18 protein-coding genes are annotated in these 20,387 nt (G+C 61.2%); 2 read left to right on the top strand and 16 right to left on the bottom strand.

Annotation, left to right across the window (positions count from 1 at the left end):
• Window positions 1–1,136 precede the first annotated feature (1,136 nt).
• Window positions 1,137–2,279 carry an aminotransferase-like domain-containing protein gene (locus ACUXV1_RS18335; protein WP_446016137.1) on the bottom strand — a complete coding sequence of 381 codons (1,143 nt, stop codon included), beginning with the start codon at window positions 2,277–2,279 and terminating at the stop codon, window positions 1,137–1,139.
• 86 nt (window positions 2,280–2,365) lie between these two features.
• Between ACUXV1_RS18335 and ACUXV1_RS18330 the strand changes: the two genes are divergently transcribed.
• Together ACUXV1_RS18330 and ACUXV1_RS18325 are read left to right on the top strand one after the other, a co-directional pair.
• The gene (locus tag ACUXV1_RS18330) at window positions 2,366–2,833 is read left to right on the top strand and encodes a MarR family winged helix-turn-helix transcriptional regulator (protein ID WP_043638457.1); all 468 of its coding nucleotides are present in this window, start codon (window positions 2,366–2,368) and stop codon (window positions 2,831–2,833) included.
• A 97-nt stretch (window positions 2,834–2,930) separates the two neighbouring features.
• Window positions 2,931–3,170, top strand: coding sequence for a TFIIB-type zinc ribbon-containing protein (locus ACUXV1_RS18325; protein ID WP_446016136.1), 240 nt, complete (start codon window positions 2,931–2,933; stop codon window positions 3,168–3,170).
• A gap of 71 nt (window positions 3,171–3,241) precedes the next feature.
• Here the strand turns inward: ACUXV1_RS18325 and greB are convergent, their stop codons facing one another.
• From greB to ACUXV1_RS18250, 15 genes are all read right to left on the bottom strand, one after another.
• The gene (gene greB / locus ACUXV1_RS18320) at window positions 3,242–3,796 is read right to left on the bottom strand and encodes a transcription elongation factor GreB (RefSeq protein WP_043591017.1); all 555 of its coding nucleotides are present in this window, start codon (window positions 3,794–3,796) and stop codon (window positions 3,242–3,244) included.
• A gap of 32 nt (window positions 3,797–3,828) precedes the next feature.
• Window positions 3,829–4,320, bottom strand: a complete 492-nt coding sequence (locus ACUXV1_RS18315) for an NUDIX domain-containing protein (protein WP_052370569.1) — start codon at window positions 4,318–4,320, stop codon at window positions 3,829–3,831.
• A gap of 11 nt (window positions 4,321–4,331) precedes the next feature.
• Window positions 4,332–5,477 carry a pseudouridine synthase gene (locus tag ACUXV1_RS18310; protein WP_425265945.1) on the bottom strand — a complete coding sequence of 382 codons (1,146 nt, stop codon included), beginning with the start codon at window positions 5,475–5,477 and terminating at the stop codon, window positions 4,332–4,334.
• A gap of 291 nt (window positions 5,478–5,768) precedes the next feature.
• Window positions 5,769–6,401 (bottom strand): SMC-Scp complex subunit ScpB, encoded by a 633-nt coding sequence (gene scpB, locus ACUXV1_RS18305; protein WP_019102634.1) that lies wholly within the window; start codon window positions 6,399–6,401, stop codon window positions 5,769–5,771.
• A gap of 67 nt (window positions 6,402–6,468) precedes the next feature.
• Entirely contained in the window at window positions 6,469–7,002 is a 534-nt protein-coding gene (locus ACUXV1_RS18300; protein ID WP_052370570.1) for a GNAT family N-acetyltransferase, read from the bottom strand.
• Window positions 7,003–7,226: 224 nt separating this feature from the next.
• Window positions 7,227–8,075: a segregation and condensation protein A gene (locus ACUXV1_RS18295; RefSeq protein WP_081862671.1), complete on the bottom strand. Its 849-nt coding sequence runs from the start codon at window positions 8,073–8,075 to the stop codon at window positions 7,227–7,229.
• Window positions 8,076–8,139: 64 nt separating this feature from the next.
• Window positions 8,140–9,645: a hypothetical protein gene (locus ACUXV1_RS18290; RefSeq protein ID WP_446016135.1), complete on the bottom strand. Its 1,506-nt coding sequence runs from the start codon at window positions 9,643–9,645 to the stop codon at window positions 8,140–8,142.
• Window positions 9,646–9,773: 128 nt separating this feature from the next.
• Window positions 9,774–11,675, bottom strand: coding sequence for a molecular chaperone HtpG (gene htpG, locus ACUXV1_RS18285; RefSeq protein ID WP_107732727.1), 1,902 nt, complete (start codon window positions 11,673–11,675; stop codon window positions 9,774–9,776).
• A gap of 161 nt (window positions 11,676–11,836) precedes the next feature.
• Window positions 11,837–12,778 carry a 4-hydroxy-3-methylbut-2-enyl diphosphate reductase gene (gene ispH / locus ACUXV1_RS18280; RefSeq protein WP_043638479.1) on the bottom strand — a complete coding sequence of 314 codons (942 nt, stop codon included), beginning with the start codon at window positions 12,776–12,778 and terminating at the stop codon, window positions 11,837–11,839.
• A gap of 27 nt (window positions 12,779–12,805) precedes the next feature.
• A complete protein-coding gene (lspA, locus tag ACUXV1_RS18275) occupies window positions 12,806–13,294 on the bottom strand; it encodes a signal peptidase II (protein WP_039755611.1) in 489 nt (162 codons plus the stop codon).
• Between the two features lie 132 nt (window positions 13,295–13,426).
• Complete coding sequence (gene ileS, locus ACUXV1_RS18270) at window positions 13,427–16,204, bottom strand: isoleucine--tRNA ligase (RefSeq protein WP_081555608.1); 2,778 nt, start codon at window positions 16,202–16,204, stop codon at window positions 13,427–13,429.
• Entirely contained in the window at window positions 16,201–17,136 is a 936-nt protein-coding gene (locus ACUXV1_RS18265) for a bifunctional riboflavin kinase/FAD synthetase (protein ID WP_043638490.1), read from the bottom strand. Before ACUXV1_RS18265 ends, ileS begins: the two co-directional genes overlap by 4 nt.
• Window positions 17,137–17,309: 173 nt before the next feature.
• Window positions 17,310–17,987 carry an OmpA family protein gene (locus ACUXV1_RS18260; RefSeq protein WP_043638494.1) on the bottom strand — a complete coding sequence of 226 codons (678 nt, stop codon included), beginning with the start codon at window positions 17,985–17,987 and terminating at the stop codon, window positions 17,310–17,312.
• A gap of 238 nt (window positions 17,988–18,225) precedes the next feature.
• Complete coding sequence (locus ACUXV1_RS18255; protein ID WP_446016134.1) at window positions 18,226–18,738, bottom strand: DUF934 domain-containing protein; 513 nt, start codon at window positions 18,736–18,738, stop codon at window positions 18,226–18,228.
• Window positions 18,722–20,380, bottom strand: a complete 1,659-nt coding sequence (locus tag ACUXV1_RS18250) for a nitrite/sulfite reductase (RefSeq protein WP_203389320.1) — start codon at window positions 20,378–20,380, stop codon at window positions 18,722–18,724. Before ACUXV1_RS18250 ends, ACUXV1_RS18255 begins: the two co-directional genes overlap by 17 nt.
• Between the last annotated feature and the right edge of the window lie 7 nt (window positions 20,381–20,387).

Genomic DNA, 20,387 nt, shown 5'->3' with positions numbered 1-20,387 from the left:
ATATTCCGACCTGTCGAAACCATGTCCTCGACAGGTTGGAGAGGATCATCCCTTCGTTTTCACGTAAGGATGTGTGACGCGTGCGCGGCGGTTTGCCCAAGCAGCGTTTGAATCAAGAGAATAGGATTTACAGTGTGTCTCATGCGCCGTAATCGGACTTTCTTTTGAGATGATTCGATATCATTTCAGCGATCAAATCATTGCGAATCAGCATTGCTTTAATAATTTGCATGGCTATTTTTCCGTGTAGCCCAAATCAGAAAAACGCAATGAATATTGATGCTCAAATTGTTTTCGTGTAGATTTATTTGATCGCTTTAATTCAAAAAATCCCATATGGGAAGAATGAAGCGTCAGCACTATACTGAAAGACCTCTAGGAAAAGCATCCCCCGAACTGCCAGTTACCACTTCAGCCGATTTACGGCTTGTATTTTTTGAAATACAGATTTTCGCGGCGATATCAAAGATTTAAGCGCTGCGAACTGGACCGACAAAAACATGATCCGGGTCGATGAATTCAACTCCAATCGACATGACAATTACGGCACAAATCACCGGCAGTTGTTTAATTAATTGATCCAATACCGGCAAATTCTTAATTAAAGAAAATAAATATAAGAATGATGCCTAGTAGCGAAACATCCACCACAATTGACAAAAGCATAAAATTTGCATCAAAAACAATGTGTTTGGCATATTCAATTTTCTTAATAATGCAGGAGGCCGGTCGATCGCATCGGCCATCTTCTCTGCCTCAGGACAAGGGGAAGCGCTTAGAACCGCTAACGAATCCTCGCAGAGAACCTGAGCCAAGGCGCGCCGACGCAGGCAGTGCAAGTCGTACGGCAAGGAGGCGCAACGCAGGATCAGGGGGTTGGTTAGCGGCTCCTAGCGCCAACTTGGCTTGAGACACGGAAAGGATGCTCCGGCAGGCCGCAGGAGATAGAGGAAAAGAAGAAGGGGAAAACGATGCCTTCGTTGGGGGGCCGGGAAGATGAAGAGAAGCGCCGCCCCATGAGCAAGGCCGGCGCTATTTTTTATGACGCATGGCGGCGAGCATCCCTCCCCGCGCTGACGCGCTAGCCCAGGACGGGCTGCGCGCGGACTTTGAACCGCGGCTTACTCCGCGGCGGCCTAGGCGCGCAGCAAAGCCGCCAGTCTGGCGATGCCTATCTCGATGCGCTCTGGAGAAGCATGGCTGAAATTCAGGCGCATATAGCCGAGGTTCTGTTCCGGCTCCGGAAAGAATGCTTCGCCCGGCATGAAGGCGACATTCTGCTGCAAAGCCAGCGGCAGCAGCTTGCGGGTATCCCTGAGTTGCTTCAGCTTGAGCCAGAAAAACAACCCGCCTTGCGGCAGCTGCCAATCGGCCAAATCCGCGAAATGCCGCTGCAGCGAAGCCTGCATCGCGTCGCGTCCGACGCGATACACCTCGCGCAGCCCCAGCAAACGTTGTTCATAGCCGGGATCCCGCAACTGACGGGCAATGAACCACTGCGCCGGACGGTTGGTGTGCAGATCGGTCGCCTGCTTCAGACGCATCAAATAGGGGTACAGCTCCGGCGAGGCAATCAGGAAACCGACGCGCAAGCCGGGCGCCAGGGTTTTGGAAAAGGAACCGGAATAAATCCAAGGCGCGTTCTTCAAATGGCTGACCAACGGCGCCGGCGCCTCGCCGTCGTAACTGAGGGCGCGGTAAGGATCGTCTTCGATCAAGGGCACTCCGGCGGCGTCGATGGCGGCCGCCAGCGCTTGCCGGTCTTCGGCGCTGTAACAGCTGCCCGCCGGGTTCTGAAAACTGGGAATCAGGTAACAGCAGCGCGGCCGCGCCTGTTCCAACGCAGCGGCCAAGGCCTGCGGCTCCAGCCTGCCGTCCCGTTGTCCCACCGCGTGAACGCGGGCGCCGAAGAGCTTGAAAGCCTGCAAGGCGGCTAGATAAGTCGGCCCTTCGGTCACAACCGGCGTGCCGGGATCGATGAATAGCTTGGCGCACAAATCGATGCTCTGCTGCGAACCAGACAGCACCAACACCTGCTCAGCCTCGCAGCTTATGCCCATGCGCCGCGCCTGCTCCGCGATCAGCTCGCGCAACTCCGCCTCCCCTTCGCTGGCACCGTACTGCGCCATGGCCGCCGGCATCCCGGTAAAATCCAAGGGCGGCAGACACTGGCTGGCCGGCAGGCCGCCGGCGAAAGAGATCATCTGCGGCTGTTGCGCCGCCGCCAGTATTTCCCGGATCAGCGAGCCGCTGAGCCGTTCGATGCGCTCTGAAAACATGGTACTCTGCATAGGCTTGCCCGCAGCTTTCTTACTAATGTCAATAATATTGACTCAATCTACCGACCACAGCAGGTTCCGTCAACATGGCTGACCTATCTCCGTCCGATGACATGCGCGCCGCCATGGAAGCCTTCTTCCATGCCTACAAAGCTTTCACCGATAAACCGGATGAAATGCTGGCCAAACGCGGCCTGGCTCGCGTGCACCACCGCATCCTTTTCTTCGTCGCCCGCTACCCCGGTTTATCGGTCAAGGATTTGCTGGCTGCGCTGGGCGTGACCAAGCAGGCCATCAACATGCCTCTGCGCCAACTACTGGAAATGGCGCTGGTGCAAAGCGTGGCCGCGCAGCACGACAAGCGGGTCAAGCAACTGACGCTGACCCCGGAAGGACGCAAGCTGGAAGAAGCCCTTCACCGCGAGCAACTGAAATTGCTGCAAGCGGCGTTTGGGCAAACCGGCAAGCCTGCCACCGCCGGCTGGATGCAGATCAACCGCACCCTGGCCGCGCAATCGCGACCTGACGACGCGCCTCCGCGCGGCAAAACTTGACCCTGTAGCCGCTTCATGGTTTGCAATGCGCTGGCGAGGCCGAGCCTGCGCATTTCCCTGACCCACCGCGCCGCTCCGGCGCGCCAAGGAGCACGCCATGAATTGTCCCAGTTGCCAAGTCACCCTGCTGATGGGCGAGCGTCTGTCCGTCGCCATCGATTACTGCCCGCAGTGCCGCGGAGTCTGGCTGGCCCCCGGCCAGCTTGAGCGCTTATTGCAAACCCAAACTCCCGCCGCCTACGCCCCGTCCGCGCATGGTCGCGGCCATGACGACGAGCGCCGCCGCGGGGGCCACCACGGCGGCAAACACGGCTGGCTGCGCAAGCTATTGGACTGATTCCGCTCCGCCAAATAAGAAAACGGCCCGGACTGATGTCCGGGCCGTTCTCCCTCGCGTTTGCGAAAATCTCAGTCTATGCGTTCGTAGCGCACTTCCAGCACCTCGATGTCTTCATCGCCGTCCGGCCCGCGGAACAACACCGAGTCGCCCTCGCGCGCCTTCAACAGCGTCCGCGCAATCGGCGAGATCCAACTGATATGGCCGCGCGCCAAATCGATCTCGTCGACCCCGACGATGCGCAACAATTGCTCGCTGCCGTCGCCACGTTCAATCAGCACGGTGGCGGAGAAAAACACTTGGTCGGTCGCCTCCCGGGTTTCCGGATCCACCACTTCGGCGATTTCCAGACGCTTGGTCAGAAAGCGGATGCGGCGGTCTATCTCGCGCAGGCGGCGCTTGCCGTACAGATAGTCGCCGTTCTCCGAACGGTCGCCGTTGCTGGCCGCCCAGTTCACAACCTGCACCATCTCCGGCCGCTCGCGATTGACCAGGTGATAGAGTTCATCCTTCAAGCGCTGCCAGCCGCCGGGCGTGATGTAGTTCTTAGTGGAGGCGGGCAAGCGCCGCTCAGCCGGAAGATCCTCCTCCGCCTCGTCGTTTTCCTTGGTAAACGCCTTGCTCATCTTCGTCCATCCATCCATGAAAAACGCCAGCCTCAACGGCCGGCGGCGGGTTCCAACAAGGCCAGGCAATGCGGCAGCAAGCCCTTGGGCTTCAGCTTGACCCGCCGCAGCTGCTCGCGATCCAGCCACTCAAGCTCGTAAAGATTGTCGGGCCCCATCTTGGCCAACTCCGGCCCGCCAAGTCTAAGCTCCCCGGCGTGGCTGGCGGCCAGGAACACATGCTCGACCCTGTCCTTGGCGTCCAACACGCACAGCATGCCGCCCAAACGAACGTTGAGCCCGGTTTCCTCGCGCGTCTCGCGCACGCAGGCAATGGCGGCCGTCTCGCGCCGCTTGATGCCGCCGCCCGGCAAAACATAATAGTCCTTGCCGGGTTTGACGCGATGCATCAGCAAAATGCGCCCGCCGTCGACGATGGCGATGGCGGCGCGCTGACGCTTGCCTATCGCCGGCGGAGCCGGCTCAACCGCCGGCGCCGCGCCGCGCAAACGCGACCAGGCGCGGGCAGCCAGGCTCCACAACATGACGCGCACGCTCAGCGGTGCGCCTTGGCCGAGGCCTTCTTGACCGGCGCCGCCTTCTTGCCGCCGGTGACGGTCAGATTGGACCACTTCATCACCGCGGCCACTTCAGCGGAGTTCAGCTCGTAAAACTGACCGCGCTTCAAGCGCGGAGGCAAACCGATATTACCGAAGCGCACGCGGATCAGCCGGCTGACCGTCAAGCCGAAGTGCTCGAACATGCGACGCACTTCACGATTGCGGCCTTCCTTGATCACCACGTTGAACCATTGGTTGGCCGCCTCTTCCGGGCCGCCTTTCTGGAAGACGCGGTCAAAACGCGCTTCGCCGTCTTCCAGTTCCACGCCGGCCACCATCTGCTTCATGATTTCCGGCGTCAGCTCGCCCAACACGCGCACCGAGTACTCGCGCTCTACTTCGAAGCTGGGGTGCATCATGCGGTTGGCTAGTTCGCCGCTGGTGGTGATCAGCAACAGACCCGAAGTATTGACGTCCAGACGGCCTATCGCCACCCAGCGGCTGGACTTGGCCTGCGGCAAACGGTCGAACACAGTGACGCGGCCTTCCGGATCGTCACGGCTGACGATTTCGCCTTCTTCCTTGTGATACATGATCACGCGCGGCAGACGGTCCGGCCATTTCAACTTGATCTGGTCGCCCTTCACCATCACGCGGTCGCGCGGACCGACGCGGTCGCCCAGGCTGGCTTTCTTGCCGTTGACGGTGACCTGGCCGGCTTCGATCCATTCTTCCATCTCGCGACGCGAGCCGACGCCGGACGCCGCCAGCGCTTTTTGCAGTCGCACCGGTTCGATATCGTCCAGATCCACGCGGACTTCGCGCAAACGCTTGGCCTTGTCCTTGATGTCTTGATTGGGGCTGCGCAAACGCAGTTTCTTGGCTTTTTGCACCAGTTGCTTGCCGCCGTCGGGCTTGCCCTGACGCGGCGGCGCGCCGTTCTTGCCCGTGGCCGGCTGGCCGGCCGGCGCGGCGGCGTTTTTGTTGCCGAAGCGGCGTTCGTGATCCAGCGCCACATTGCCGTTGACGTCCCCGTTGCTGTCGCGCTGGTAGACCGGTTTGTTGCGGCCTTGCGCTTGCTGCATCCTTTGCTGTTCCTGCTCGCGGCGGCTCAGCTTGAACAGCGGCGTGCCCTCGTGCATCAGCGGGTTGCCGTAGGCGTCGCGCGGGGTGCGGCCGCCTTGGCCGCCGCTGCGGCCTTTGCCGCCGGGCTGGCCCTGACGGCCGCTGGGATCCGCCGCCTGGCCGTTGCGGCTCTTGATCATGCCGCCTTGGGTCTTGCCGCGCGGCTGAACGCCGCCGTTGGCCGGCTGGCGCGGTTGGGAAGTTTCGCGACCTTTGACACGCGCCACCGGCTGGCGGGCGTGATTGCGTTGTCCTTTAGACATATGTGCTTTGCTCTTTCCGTGCGAGCAACCTGCAGAATGTCGATGTTATTCTGCGATGGGCTCGAAATTATCCGCCTCATCGTCGAGGGGGATGTCGTCTGTGGCCGCTGCCGGGCCTTGATCCCGAGGCGCCGCCTCGGGCACTACCAGGCTTCCCAGCTCCGCCAATGGCGGCAGATCCTTGAGCGAGACAAAGCCCAAGTCGTCCAGGAATTTTCGGGTAGTGGCATATAAGCCCGGCCTGCCGGGTACGTCCTTGTGGCCGATGACTTCGATCCAGCCGCGTTCCAGCAGAGTCTGCATCACGCCGGTGGACACCGATACGCCGCGTATCGCTTCGATATCGCCACGGGTCACAGGTTGTTTGTAGGCGATGATCGCCAAGGTTTCCATTACCGCGCGCGAGTAACGCGGCGGCTTTTCCGGGTTCAAGCGGTTCAAGTATGGCGTGAACTCCGCTCGGGCGCGAAAGCGCCATCCCGACGCCAATTTGACCAGTTCGACGCCCTTGCCTCTCCAGTCGCTCTGGATATCGTCGAGGATGTCGTTGATCAACGCGGCTTTCACCTCTTCGGTGAACAGCTTTTTGAGCATGGCAACCGACAGAGGTTCCTGCGCGGTCAGTAACGCCGTCTCCAGCACGATCTTCAGGTATTTTAGGTCGGTGATGGTGGACATTGAGCCGTGAAGCCGAAACACGTTTGCGCAGGAAACCGGACATTCTACATGAACTCTCCGTCCGGAGCTAAATTAATCCTTCCGCCATGTCGTCCCAAGCCGCCAGCGCGGTCAGGCTGTAACGCCGGAACGCTCGCCCTCCGTTCTCCATCGTTTCCAGCAACTGGCCGCCGCAGGCTTCCACCGTGCGCACCGCGGCAGGCCGGTCCGCCGGGCAAACCAACACCCAATTCCCATGCGCGGGCTTCTCGCCCAGCGTCTGCACATATTGCAACAGCACCCGGCCGTAACCATGGCCTCGCCAAGCCGGCAGCACTTCGAAAGCAATATGGCCGATGCGCTCCACAATCAACGCGTTGTCGGCCAGCCGCTGTCGGATCGCGCCGATGATCTCGGTACGGCCGTTGATCAGAAACCAGGTGCGGCACGGCACCCAGCCTTCGGGCAGCGCTCGCCCTTCGGCGTGTTGCAGCAATTGTCCAAGCCAGGCGTCCGGGTCCGTGCCGGCGCGACGATAATAATCCAGCCCTTCCTCATGACAGGCCAGGAAAAAAGGACGATAGGCTGGCAGATGTTTCTGGTCGGCCGCTTCAATGTGCATGGCATGCTCTCGCAATGGATATCTGTATCCTAATCGCTGCCGCGCCAACATCAAGTGCAAATCGGCGCGCCCCCTCTTTCAGAACCTGTTCAAAGTCTGCTGCGCTTCGTGGAGCGCTGCACGGTGGGTACAAGTTCAAAATGCTCATGCACCCCTCGTACACTCCGCTTTTTCGCTCGTTTTCGCCTTGTCTCGCCCTGGCTCGCAAGACTTTGAACAGCCTCTTAGACCAGCGCTATCCTGACGTAAATGGGCTGATACGGCGCCTCCTGACTGACCTTGACCAAGCCCTCCTTGACCAGCTCCAGCACCGCGATGAAGTTAACCACCAGGTGGGCGACGCCCTTGTCTGCGTCGAACAGCTCCTCGAAAGGCACGTACTCGCGGCCGTCCAGGTAGCGCAGAATCCAGCTCATCTGCTCGCGCACCGACAATTCATCCTTCTCCACCTTATGGTGGCGGTGGTGGCGCGCGCGCGACAGAATCGCCATCCACGCTTGGCGCAGATCCGCCGGGCTAACGTCGGGCAGCCGCTGCTCGGCAGACTGTTCGATCAAGACCGCCAGCCAGGCGAAGTCGCGATCGGCCTGCGGCAACTTGTCCAGCTCCAGCCCCGCCAGCTTCATCTGCTCGTACTCCAGCAAGCGGCGCACCAGTTCGGCGCGCGGATCATCCGGCTCGCCCTCCTCGTCCAACTGGGGCCGGGGCAGCAGCAAGCGCGACTTGATCTCGATCAGCAGCGCCGCCATCAGCAGATATTCGGCGGCCAGTTCCAAACGCCCGTCGCGCATCGCATCGATATAGGCCATGTACTGGACCGTGATGTCCGCCATTGGAATATTCAACACATCCAGGTTCTGTTTGCGGATCAGATAAAGCAGCAGGTCCAGCGGTCCTTCGAAACTATCCAGGATCACTTGCAGCGCGTCCGGCGGGATGAACAAATCCTGCGGCACTTCCAGCACAGGCTGGCCGAACACGTGCGCAATCGGCACGCTGGGCGGCAATTCCGGCGCGGTCAGCTGAAAATCGTCGGCCGAAGATCCGGCCTCGGGAAGGGGGGGCTTGCTCATGGCGGCAAGGATACCAGCACTGGCCGGCTGCGTGGCGGAACTTGTCCGCCGCCCTGCCCGCCGTTCAAGCCTGCGCGTCGGCGGGCAGCAGCTCGTCTATCTTGATCTCCACGAATTGATAATGCGCGGTCTGCTGCAATAAGCGCACCGCGCGCACCCGACATTCGCCATCGGCGCCCCGCAGATGAAACGGCCGTAAAGCCTGATATAAACGGCCCGGCAACACCAAAATGCCGGAATGGCGGAAATGCCGCTCGGCCTGCATGCGCAACGCCGGCTCGAAGCCTCCCGCCGCGTGGCTGGTGACCGCGGCGACTTCAACCGCCTGCGGCCGTTTGCCGATGAACTCGACCCCGCACTCGGTCTGCATGTCCTCGCCCCCGAAGCTGACCCAGCGCACCAGGCCCAATTGCCAGCCGAAACCGCGGCGGCGCAACATGACCACCTCGCCGGCGCGCAAGGGTTGTTGCAAGGACTCTCCCTGCAGCAACAGGCCGGAAGCACTGAGATTGCTGATCTGCAAACGGCAGGGCTCCAACTCTCCGTCAGCCGGCTCGCCGGCGGCCAGCCGCCAGCAACGCGGCAACAAGCTGACCAGCTCGACGGTTTCGACGCTGAGCCGGCGCAGCCTGACGTGCCGCCGACGAGGCGGCGCCCCCCACTCCTGACGCAAACGCGCCAGCAACCAGGCTTCGTGGCCGCCGTCCAATCCCTGTCGCTGGCGCTGGCGGCTCAATTCATCCAGGCGTTCCAGCAAACGACCGGCGTCCAGTCGCCACCACACGCCGTCGCCGTCCAGATCCAGCTCGGCGCAGAAACGCGCCGGCCGGTCGGCGTCGGCGCGGAAAGCGAGCGCGCCGTCGTCCCCCAGCGGCTGATCCAACTGCTCCACGCGCAGCAAGCCGGCATGCTGCTCCAGCCATTGCAGCAGCAAGGCGATCTTGGCCGTCTCCAGCCGGTTGCTGGCGGTCAAACCCAACAACATCAGCCGGCGGTAGCTAAGCCCAGGCGCCGCCACGCCCGCCGCCGCCTGCCGCCCCTCCCAGCCCTGGGCCAGCGCGTAGGCGTACAAACGGTGGCAATCGCGCCAGAAGCCCTTGTGCAACGGCGCGTAGCTGCGCGCGTGCAGCGCCAGCAAATCGTAGCCGCTCGCCAACGCCAGTTGCAGGGCCTCCAACCGCGGACGAGAACTGGAAAAACGGCCGGCTTCCTGCGCGCTGAATGCCTGAGCCAGCAGCTTGCACTGCTCATGCCATTGCCGCAGCAATTGACGGGCCGATTGCAATGCGGCGCGCGCCTCCGGGGTGCAGGACAATTCCTGCCGCGCCGCCGCGCGCTCCAGCCTGGCAACCAGCGCGGCCAACGGCGCACGCAGCGCCTGCAGCAGTTGCAAGCGTTCCGCCGGCGCCAAGGCCAAGCGCAGCCATTGTCCCAACCACTGACTGGCCTTGTCCGCGGCAAGGGTGGCCGGCTGCGTCGCCAGCGCCTCCAATTGCGCCTGGATCGCCTTGAGGTCCAGTGCCGCCCAGGGGCCTTCCGGCAGAGCGTGAATCAGCGACAGTTCCATCATGACTAAGTCATAGCTAGAGAGAAGCCGCCGATGATACCCCCAGCCATGATTTTTGGCGCGGCATTATTGCCAGCGTAAAAAAAATGCCCCGCGCGCGGCGGGGCATTCCGATGGGGACGACGTTCGGCTTAAGCCGACAGCTCCAGCATCAGCTTGTTGATGCGCTTGACGAAGGCCGCCGGATCCTCCAGCTTGCCGCCTTCGGCCAGCAAGGCCTGATCGTACAGCACCTGGGCCAGATCGCTGGCGCGGGCCTCGTCGGCCTCGTCGGCCAGTTTTTTCACCAGCACGTGCTCGGGGTTGATCTCCAGCGTGGGCTTGCTAGCCTCCACCTTCTGCCCCGCCGCTTTCAACATGCGCTCCAAGTGGGCGCTCATATCATGCTCGCCGGCTACCAGGCAGGCCGGGCTCTCGGTCAGGCGGGCGGTGGCGCGCACGTCCTTGACCCGGTCGGCCAAGGCTTTCTGCACTTTCTCCACCACCGGCTTGGCGCTTTCCTCCACCTGCTTTTGCGCTTCCTTGTCGGCTTCGTCTTCCAGCGCGCCCAAATCCAGCGCGCCCTTGGCCACGGACTGCAGCGCCTTGCCGTCGAACTCGAACAGCGAGCCCACCACCCACTCGTCTACGCGATCGGTCAGCAACAGCACCTCGACGCCCTTCTTCTTGAACACTTCCAGGTGCGGGCTGTTCTTGGCCGCGGCCAGGGTATCGGCGGTGATGTAGTAGATCTTGTCCTGGCCTTCCTTCATCCGGGCGACGTAGTCGCTCAGCGTCACCGTCGGCTCAGCGCCTTCGGACGCGGTGGAGACGAAACGCAGCAGCTTGGCGATGCGTTCCTTGTTGGCCATATCCTCGCCGACGCCCTCTTTCAGCACTTGGCCGAACTCTTGCCAGAACTCGGCGTATTTTTCCGGCTGATTGGCGGCAAGGTCTTCCAGCAGGCCCAGCACTTTCTTGACGCAGCCGTTGCGGATGGCGTCGATGTCCTTGCTTTCTTGCAGGATCTCGCGCGACACGTTCAGCGGCAGGTCGTTGCTGTCTATCACCCCGCGCACGAAGCGCAGGTAGTGCGGCATCAGCTTCTCGGTGTCTTCCATGATGAAGACGCGGCGCACGTAGAGTTTGACGCCCTGTTTGCGCTCGCGATCGAACAAGTCGAAGGGCGCGCGCGACGGGATGTACAACAGCTCGGTGTATTCCTGGCGGCCCTCGACGCGAGCGTGGCTCCAGGCCAGCGGGTCGGTGAAGTCGTGAGCCACATGCTTGTAGAACTCCTTGTACTGCTCTTCGCTGATCTCGCTCTTGCCGCGGGTCCACAGCGCGGAAGCGGAGTTCACGGCTTCCATCTCGTCGCTGACGATGACTTCGCCGTTTTCGCCGTAGCTATTGCCCTTTTTCATCTCGATCGGGATCGAGATGTGGTCGGAGTACTTGCGAACGATGCCTTTCAGCTTCCAGTCGTTCAGCAGTTCGTCCTCGCCCTCCTTCAGGTGCAGCACGATTTCCGTGCCGCGGCCGGCCTTCTCCACTTGCTCCAGCGTGTATTCGCCGGCGCCCTCGGATTCCCAGCGAGTGGCGGAGTCGGCGGCGTCGCCGGCGCGGCGGGTGGTCAGCGTGACTTTATCAGCCACGATAAAGGCGGAGTAGAAGCCGACACCGAACTGACCGATCAGGTTAGCGTCTTTCTTGGCGTCGCCGGACAACTGCTCGAAAAAGGCCTTGGTGCCGGACTTGGCGATGGTGCCGATATTGGCGATGACTTCGTCGCGGCTCATGCCGATGCCGTTGTCGGCGATGGTCAGCGTGCGCGCCTCGGCGTCGTAGCCGATGGTGATCTTCAGCTCAGGCTCGTTTTCGAACAGCTCGGGCTTGGCCAAACCTTCGAAACGCAGCTTGTCGGCGGCGTCGGAAGCGTTGGAAATCAGTTCACGCAGGAAGATCTCCTTGTTGGAATACAAGGAGTGGATCATCAGCTGCAGCAGCTGCTTGACTTCGGTCTGAAAACCCAGGGTTTCTTTCAATGCGCTCATGGTGACTTATCACAAGAGTTGGTCAACGATGCGCATCAGATAAGGGCTGTCCCGGACTTTTCAATACCCCTGCCCGCAACACAGGATCGCCCCCGCGCGAACATGAAAAAGCCCCGCGGGGGAGCGCGGGGCCAGTTTGGCGTCGAGGCCGCCGGGCGGGCTCAGGCGCGCTTGTCTTCGCGCAGCGCGGGCGGCAACGCAAACACCGTGTTCTCCTCCACACCGTCCAGCTCGCTGACGCTGTCCGCGCCGAAAGCCTTGATCTGGTCTATCACCGCCTGCACCAGCACCTCCGGCGCGCTGGCACCGGCGGTGACGCCCACCCGCCGCTTGCCGGCGAACCAGGCCTCCTCCAATTGACCGGCGTTGTCCACCATATAGGCGTCCACGCCCTTGAGCGCGGCCACTTCGCGCAAGCGGTTGGAGTTGGAGCTATTGGGCGACCCCACCACCACCACGATGTCGCATTCGTCGGCCAGCACCTTCACCGCGTCCTGCCGATTTTGCGTGGCGTAGCAGATATCGTCTTTTTTCGGGCTGGAGATCTCCGGGAAACGTGCCTTCAACGCGGCGATGATGTCGCGGGTCTCATCCACCGACAGCGTGGTCTGGCTGACGTAGGACAAGGCCGCCGGGTTGCGCACCTGCAAGCCGGCGACGTCGGCGACGTTTTCCACCAGATACATGCCGCCGTCCACCTGCCCCATGGTGCCCTCCACCTCGGGGTGGCCGGCGTGGCCGATCATGACGATCTCCATGCCCGCCTTGTTCATTCGCTTGACTTCGACATGCACCTTCGTCACCAGGGGACAGGTGGCGTCGAACACCTGCAGGCCCAAAGCCGCCGCCTCTTCGCGCACCGACTGCGGCACGCCATGAGCGGAATACACCAGGGTGCTGCCGCTGGGCACATCCTTCAATTCCTCGATGAACACCGCGCCCTTGGCGCGCAGGTTCTCGACGACAAAACGGTTGTGCACAACTTCATGACGCACATAGATCGGCGCGCCGTACAGTTCAATCGCCCGCTCGACGATGGCGATGGCCCGGTCCACGCCTGCGCAGAAACCGCGCGGGTTGGCCAGCATAATGGTCTTCGTCATCACAAATCCTTGCTCAAGCCGCGGCGCTCAGGCGCGCGGCTTTCTGAAACTATCCAGCACCATCAGGGCGGCTCCCACGCAAATGAAGGAGTCCGCCAGATTGAAGGCCGGGTACGACCAGCTGCTGTAGTAATGCACCTGGATGAAATCGATCACATGGCCGTGGACGATGCGGTCGATCACATTGCCAAGCGCGCCGCCCATGATGAAAGCCGCGGCCAGATTCATCAGCCCGCTAAAGCGGTTCTTGAAGATATTCCAGCCCAGCCAGCCGGACACGGCGAAAGCCAGGCCCGAGAACAGATACTTCTGCCAGCCGCCGGCATCGTGCAGGAAGCTGAACGCCGCGCCCGGATTGTACAGCAAGGTAAAACCGAAAAAGCCGGGAATGACTTCCCGGACTTCGCCGTACTGGTAATTGCCGTTGAAATAGATCTTGGACAATTGATCCAGCAACACGATTACCGCCGCCAGCGCAAACCACTTCGGCCATTGCTTGGCCTTGGGCATAGTCATTGCAGATTCCATCAGACCTTTCCACGACGCGAAGCGGAACTCCGCGCACTCTATATCAAAGCGCCGGAAGTCGGGAATGCTGAGCGCCCCCATCCTTCCGGCCCGGCCGTGCCGCCGCGTCGTCGACGCGGATCAGGCGAAGCGGCGCGTCTCGCCCTTGCCGTCGATATTGTCCACGCAACGACCGCACACCGCGCCGTGGCCGGCATGGCTGCCGACGTCTGCGCGGTAGTGCCAGCAACGCTCGCACTTCTGCTGCGTCGACGACACCACGCTGACGCGGGTTTGCTCGCCTTGCTTGACGCTGGCTTTAGAGACAATCAGCACGAACTTGAGTTCATCGCCCAAGGCGTTCAGCCACTGCAACAGCTCGCCGTCGGCTTCGATTTCGATCTCCGCCTGCAAGGAGGAGCCCAGCTGATCGGCGCTGCGCAGCGCTTCGATCTGCTTGTTGACCTGAGCGCGCAGTTCGCGAATGGCAAGCCACTTGGCGGACAAGGCCGCTTCGCGCTCGGCGGACTGAGCCGGGAATTCATGCCAGACGTGATACAGCGGCGACTCTTCCTCGCTGTCCACCAGCACGTTCCACGCCTCGTCGGCGGTGAAGCACAGGATGGGCGCCACCAGCAGCAGCAAGCTGCGGGTGATGTGGTACAGCGCGGTCTGGGCGCTTCGGCGCGCATGGCTGTCCGCCTTGGTGGTGTACAAACGGTCCTTGATCACATCCAGGTAGAAGGCGCCCAGATCCTCGGAGCAATAGCCCACCACTTCCTGCACCACATGGTGGAAGGCATAGCGCGAGTACAGTTCACCCGCCGCCTTCTCCTGCACTTCACGGGCGCGCAGCAACGCGTACTGGTCCAGTTCCACCATATTGGCCAGCGGAACGGCGTGTTCCAGCGGGTCGAAATCCGACAGATTGGACAGCAGGAAGCGGATGGTATTGCGCAGACGGCGATAGCTTTCCGTTGTGCGCTTCAAGATTTCCTGCGACAGCGACATATCGCCGGAGTAGTCAGCGCTGGCCACCCACAGACGCAGGATGTCGGCGCCCAAGGTGCCGCAGATCTCTTCCGGCGCAATGCCGTTGCCGCGCGACTTGGACATCTTGTAGCCCTTGTCGTCCACGGTGAAGCCGTGGGTCAAGAGCTGCTTGTACGGCGCGCGGCCTATGGTGGCGCAACCGGTTTTCAGCGAGGACTGGAACCAGCCGCGATGCTGGTCCGAGCCTTCCAGGTACAGGTCCGCCGGCCAAGCCAGCTCCGGGCGCTGCTTCAGCACCGCGAAGTGGGTGGAGCCGGAATCGAACCACACGTCCAGAGTGTCGGAGAGCTTGCGGTATTGCTCGGCTTCTTCGCCCAGCAACTCCTTGGCGTCCAGGCTGAACCAGGCTTCGATGCCCTGCTGTTCAATGCGCAGCGCCACTTCTTCCAGCAGTTGGACGGAACGCGGATGCAGCTCGCCCGACTCCTTGTGGATGAAGAAAGTCATCGGCACGCCCCAGTTTCGCTGGCGCGACACGCACCAGTCGGGGCTGTTCTTGATCATCGCGTCCAAACGCGCGCGGCCCCAGGCTGGGAAGAACTCGGTGGCATCGACGGCGCGCTGGCTGATCTCGCGCAGCGTCTCGCCGCCATTAGCCTGGCGGTCCATGCTGATGAACCACTGCGGCGTGGCACGGAAGATGATCGGCGTCTTGTGGCGCCAGCAATGCGGATAGCTATGCTCCAGCTTGGCCTTGTGCACCAGCGTGCCGCGCTCTTCCAGGGTTTCGATCACGCGCGGGTTGGCGTCCCATACCAGCATGCCGGCGAACAGTTCGGTGGTGCTCTTGTAGCGCCCGTCGTCGGCCACCGGATTGGCCACCGGCAGTTTGTACTGCAAGCCGGCCTGGAAATCTTCCAGACCATGAGCCGGCGCAGTATGCACCAAGCCGGTACCCGCGTCGGTGGTAACGTGGTCGCCCAGAATCACCGGCACCTGGCGGTCGTAGAACGGATGGCTCAACTGAATCAGCTCCAGCGCCTCGCCCTTGGCTTCGCCCAGCACGCGGAACTCTTCGATGCCATAGCGCTTCATCGCCGACTCGACCAGATCCTTGCCCAGGATCAGCTTGCCCTTGGGGGTGTCGATCAACTGATAATCCAGATTGGCGCCGGCGGCGACGGCCTGGTTGGCCGGCAGCGTCCACGGCGTGGTGGTCCAGATTACGGCCATCGCGCCGGAAGCGTCGGCATCGAAGGCGGCCGAAGCCTTGTCGGCGTCAAGCACCTTGAAGCCGACATCGATCGCCGGCGACACTTTGTCTTCGTATTCCACTTCGGCCTCGGCCAGCGACGAGCCGCATTCGATGCACCAGTGCACCGGCTTCTCGCCCTTGCTCAGATAGCCGTTCTCGAAGATCTTGCCGAGGGTCCGCACGATATCGGCCTCGGTCTTGAAATCCATGGTCAGATAGGGATTGTCCCAATCGCCCAGCACGCCAAGACGAATGAAGCCCTTCTTCTGGCGCGCCACCTGCTCTTTCGCGTATTCGCGACACAGTTCGCGAAACTTGGCGGCGGGAATGTCCTTGCCGTGCAGCTTCTCCACCATCAGTTCAATGGGCAGGCCGTGGCAGTCCCAGCCCGGCACATAAGGGGCGTCGAAACCGGCCAGCGTCTTGGAGCGGACGATGATGTCCTTCAACACCTTGTTGACCGCGTGGCCCAGGTGGATGTCGTTGTTGGCGTACGGAGGGCCGTCGTGCAGGATGAACTTGGGGCGGCCAGCGGAGAGCTTGCGCAACTTGTCGTAGCGCTTCTCTTCCTGCCAGCGCTTGACCCAGGCCGGTTCGCGTTTGGCCAGATCCCCGCGCATGGCGAAGGGTGTATCCAGCAGGTTTACGGTTTTACGATAATCGATGCTCATGCCTGCTCTCGCTGCAAACTTGTCAAATAGGTCTTGGCGCTGCCCGCGTCTTTTTCAATCTGAGCGATCAGCGCCGATAAATCATCATACCGCGCCTCGTCGCGCAGTTTCTTCAGGAATCGCACCGTCAGCCGCTGCCCGTAGAGATCGCCGGCGAAATCGAACAGATGCACTTCCAGTTTGTAGTCCGGTGTGTTGCTGACCGTCGGGTTCAAACCCAGGCTGGCCACGCCGCCCAACACGCCGTCGGCGGTTTCCGCCTGCACGACGAATACGCCCTGCAAGGCCGGACGCAAATGCGGCAAATGGATGTTGGCCGTGGGAAAGCCTATGGTACGGCCCAGCTTCTTGCCATGCACCACACGACCGGAAATCTGATACTCGCGCCCCAGCAGGCTTTCCGCGCCGCTCAGGTCGCCTGCGGCCAGCCGCTCGCGCACCAAGGTGCTGGAGGCGCGTTCACCCATGGCCAACACCGTCGGCATCGCCTCGGTGACGAAATGGGGACAGGAGCTCAGCATCTCGAAATGGCCCTGCCGCTTGGCGCCGAACTGGAAGTCGTCGCCGATCAGCAAATACTTGGTCTGCAGCCCCTGGACCAGAACCTTGTCGATGAAATCCGACGCCGACATGCCGGCAAAGCCGCGATTGAAGCGATAGACGAACACATAATCAACCAAACCCAGCCGCTGCAGAAACACCAGTTTGTCTCGCAACGTGGACAAACGGCCAGGCGGATTGTCGCGCGCGAAGAACTCCCTCGGATGGGGCTCGAAGGTCAACAGGGCCGTCGGCAGGCCTCGGGCGTCGGCTTCCAGCCGCAGACGCTGCAGCATTTTCTGATGGCCAAGGTGCACGCCGTCGAAATTGCCTATGGTCAAGGCGCAGGCTGGCAGCTGGTAACGCCGCGGATCTCCAAAAAATACCTGCATGTGCTGGTCTTATTGCGTCCTGAAAACCTTCGATTGTATCTGCCAGCTACGGATAGCGTCCAGACATGAAACGCAATTGGGCCGGCAACGGCGAACAGAGCCGGCTATCCGCCATACAATGCAAAAAGCCCCGCAAGATTGCGGGGCTTTTTGAACAGAGCAGCTAATCGAGATTACTTCTTCTCAACCAGGGACTCTTTAACCGCGTCGATGGTCAGCTCAACGCGACGATCAGACTCGATGCATTCCTTGATAGCCAGGTTCTGCTTGGAACCTTTCTTCTGGTATTTCGGGAATTTGGCCTTGCACTCGGCAGTCATCTTGGCTTCGGCGGCGCCGCGACCTACGGAGGTCACTTTTTCAGCCGGAACGCCAGCAGCGATGAAGTAGCCTTTAACAGCGTCGGCGCGCTCTTGCGACAGACGGTTGTTGTAAGCAGCGGAACCCATGAAGTCGGTGTAGCCAGCAACTTCAACGGACTTCAGGTAGCCTTTGCCAGCGTTGGCTTTCAGCTTTTCAACCAGCGGGTCCAGTTCGTTCTTGGCGTCAGCGCGCAGCTTGGCCTTGTCGAAGTCGAACAGCACTTTAGCGGACAGGGTGACTTTTTCTTTTTCGGAAACCAGCACCGGCTTCGGAGCTTCTGCTACCGGCTTGGCAGCTTCGCGATCGCCACATTCAACCAGGCCGTCTTTAGCCTTGTCGAAGAAGTTGGTTCTCCAGCACTCGCCGTAGTTGTTGCGAGTCACGGATTCGGTGGACTGGTCAACGGCATAGCCAGGTTTAGCAGCAAAAGCGCTAGCGGAAACCAACAGAGCAGCAACCAGGGCGCTCAGTTTCAGCTGTTTAGTCATGTTATTCCCTCTTTAATCTATAAAATGGGTAGCAATGCGGGCTGACGCAAAGACCACACGAACAATTTTACTGCAAACAACAGGGTGATCTGCAAACTGTGTTTATGCAGTTAACCCGCACTATAGAAACGCTGCAACCCCATGTCAACTTAGGACGCCACAGATTGAGAGCAATCCGTTGCAAAAAAACGTCAAAAAAAGCGTTTTTTTGTGGCCTCTGTCTCGCATAAACCACACATTACAGCGATGTGACGCGCCTACGAAACAGTGGCAGCGGATTGAGCACAGTAGCCTGATAGTTTTCGCTAAAAGTATTAAAACCATCCAGCGAAGATTCCAGCGCCTTGCCGTCCTTAATGGCGAATGCATCAAAACCGACTTGCGCCATGGAGTACAGTAAGTCTTGCCAGACATCCCCAATCGCCCGCAGTTCCCCGCGATAGCCGTAACGCTCGCGCAGCAAGCGGGCATGACTGTAGCCGCGGCCATCGGTAAAGGCCGGAAAATCGACGGCGATCAACTCCAGCTCTGGCAAATCGGCCAGTAGCTGCGCGGGATCCTCGTCCGGCCCTAGCCAAACCCCCACCCGAGCAGCATGGCTGCGCCAGAACGCGCGCCGCTCCAGCCAATCGGACAGCGGCACGATCACATTGCCGCCCGCCGCGACTTCCGGCAACTGGCCGTTTTCGTCCCTGCGCAGCAGATTCCAATCGTCCGGCCGGATTTGTCCCTGTTTAATGATGTTTGGCATACACCCGCTCCTTGAAGGGTTCGATGCCGATACGGCGCACGGTTTCAATGAAGCGCTCACCCGAACTGCGTTGTTCCAAATAGACACTCATGATGGTGGTGAAAGCCTTGGGCACGTCGGCCTGAGCAAACGAGGGCCCTATCACCTTGCCTATGCTGGTGGCGCTGCCCTGGCTGCCGCCCAGCGTGATCTGGTACCACTCCTCCCCGTTCTTGTCGACGCCGAGTATACCGATATTGCCGATATGGTGATGACCGCAAGCGTTCATGCAACCGGAGAAATTGCAGTCAATGTCGCCAAGGTCGTACAGATAGTCCATGTCCTCGAAGGTTTGCTGAATAGCCTCCGCAACCGGAATCGAACGCGCATTGGCCAGCGAGCAGAAGTCGCCGCCCGGACAGCAGATAATGTCGGTGAGCAGGCCGATATTGGGCGTGGCGAAGCCATGCTCGCGCGCCAGTAGCCATAGCGCGTGCAAATCCTTCTCCGGCACGTCCGGCAGCACCAGGTTTTGCTCATGGGCGACGCGCAACTCGCCAAAGCCGAAGCGATCTGCCAAATCCGCCGCCGCGTCCATCTGTTCCGCGCTGATGTCGCCGGGCGGCACGCCGGCCCGCTTCAGCGACAGCACCACCGAGCGATAGCCCGGCCGCTTGTGGGCGCGGGTATTGCGCTCCGCCCAACGGGCGAAGCCTTTGTCCTCTTCGAGCAGTGCCCGCAGTTCGGGGGGATTGGCCGGCAGCGTCTGATACGGCGGGTCAGTGAAAAAGCTGGCGTAATGAGCGACGTCCTCGTCACGCAGGGTGGCAGGACCGCCCTTGATATGCAGCCATTCGTCCTCGACCTTGGCGGCAAAGCCCTCCACCGTCATCGCCTTGACCAGAATCTTGATGCGCGCCTTGTACTTGTTGTCGCGACGGCCAAAGCGGTTGTAGACCCGCAGCACCGCGTCCAGATAGGTCAGCAGGTGCGGCGTGGGCAAAAAATCCTTGACCACGTCGCCGACGATGGGGGTACGCCCCAGACCGCCGCCCACCATCACTCGGAAGCCCACTTCGCCGGCCTCGTTGCGCACCACGTGCAGGCCGATGTCGTGCACGCGGGTGGCTGCGCGGTCTTCCACGCTGCCGGACACCGCGATCTTGAATTTGCGCGGCAGGAAGGTGAACTCGGGGTGCAAGGTGCTCCACTGTCGAATGATTTCGCACCAGGGCCGCGGGTCCAGCAGTTCGTCGCCGGCCACGCCGGCGAACGCGTCGGTCGTCGTGTTGCGCACGCAGTTGCCCGAAGTCTGGATCGCATGCATCTCCACCGTGGACAGCTCTTCCAGGATATCGGGCACCCGCGCCAGCTCCGGCCAGTTGAACTGAATGTTCTGGCGGGTGGTGAAATGGCCGTAGCCCTTATCGTAGCGGCGGGCGATGTCGGCCAACTTGCGCAGCTGGCCGCTGCGCAGATGGCCGTAGGGAATGGCGACGCGCAGCATCGGCGCGTGGCGCTGCACGTACAGGCCGTTCATCAAACGCAGCGGGCGAAACTCGTCCTCGCTCAGCTCGCCGGCCAGATAGCGCCGGGTCTGATCGCGGAACTGGACCACGCGCTCGCGGACGATGCGGTGATCGACTTCATCATATTGATACATGGTGCTC

It is taken from the genome of Chromobacterium sp. W521 (genome assembly GCF_052805975.1).
The sequence above is the reverse complement of the archived record's forward strand: the minus strand, read 5'-3'. Positions and strand labels throughout refer to the sequence as shown.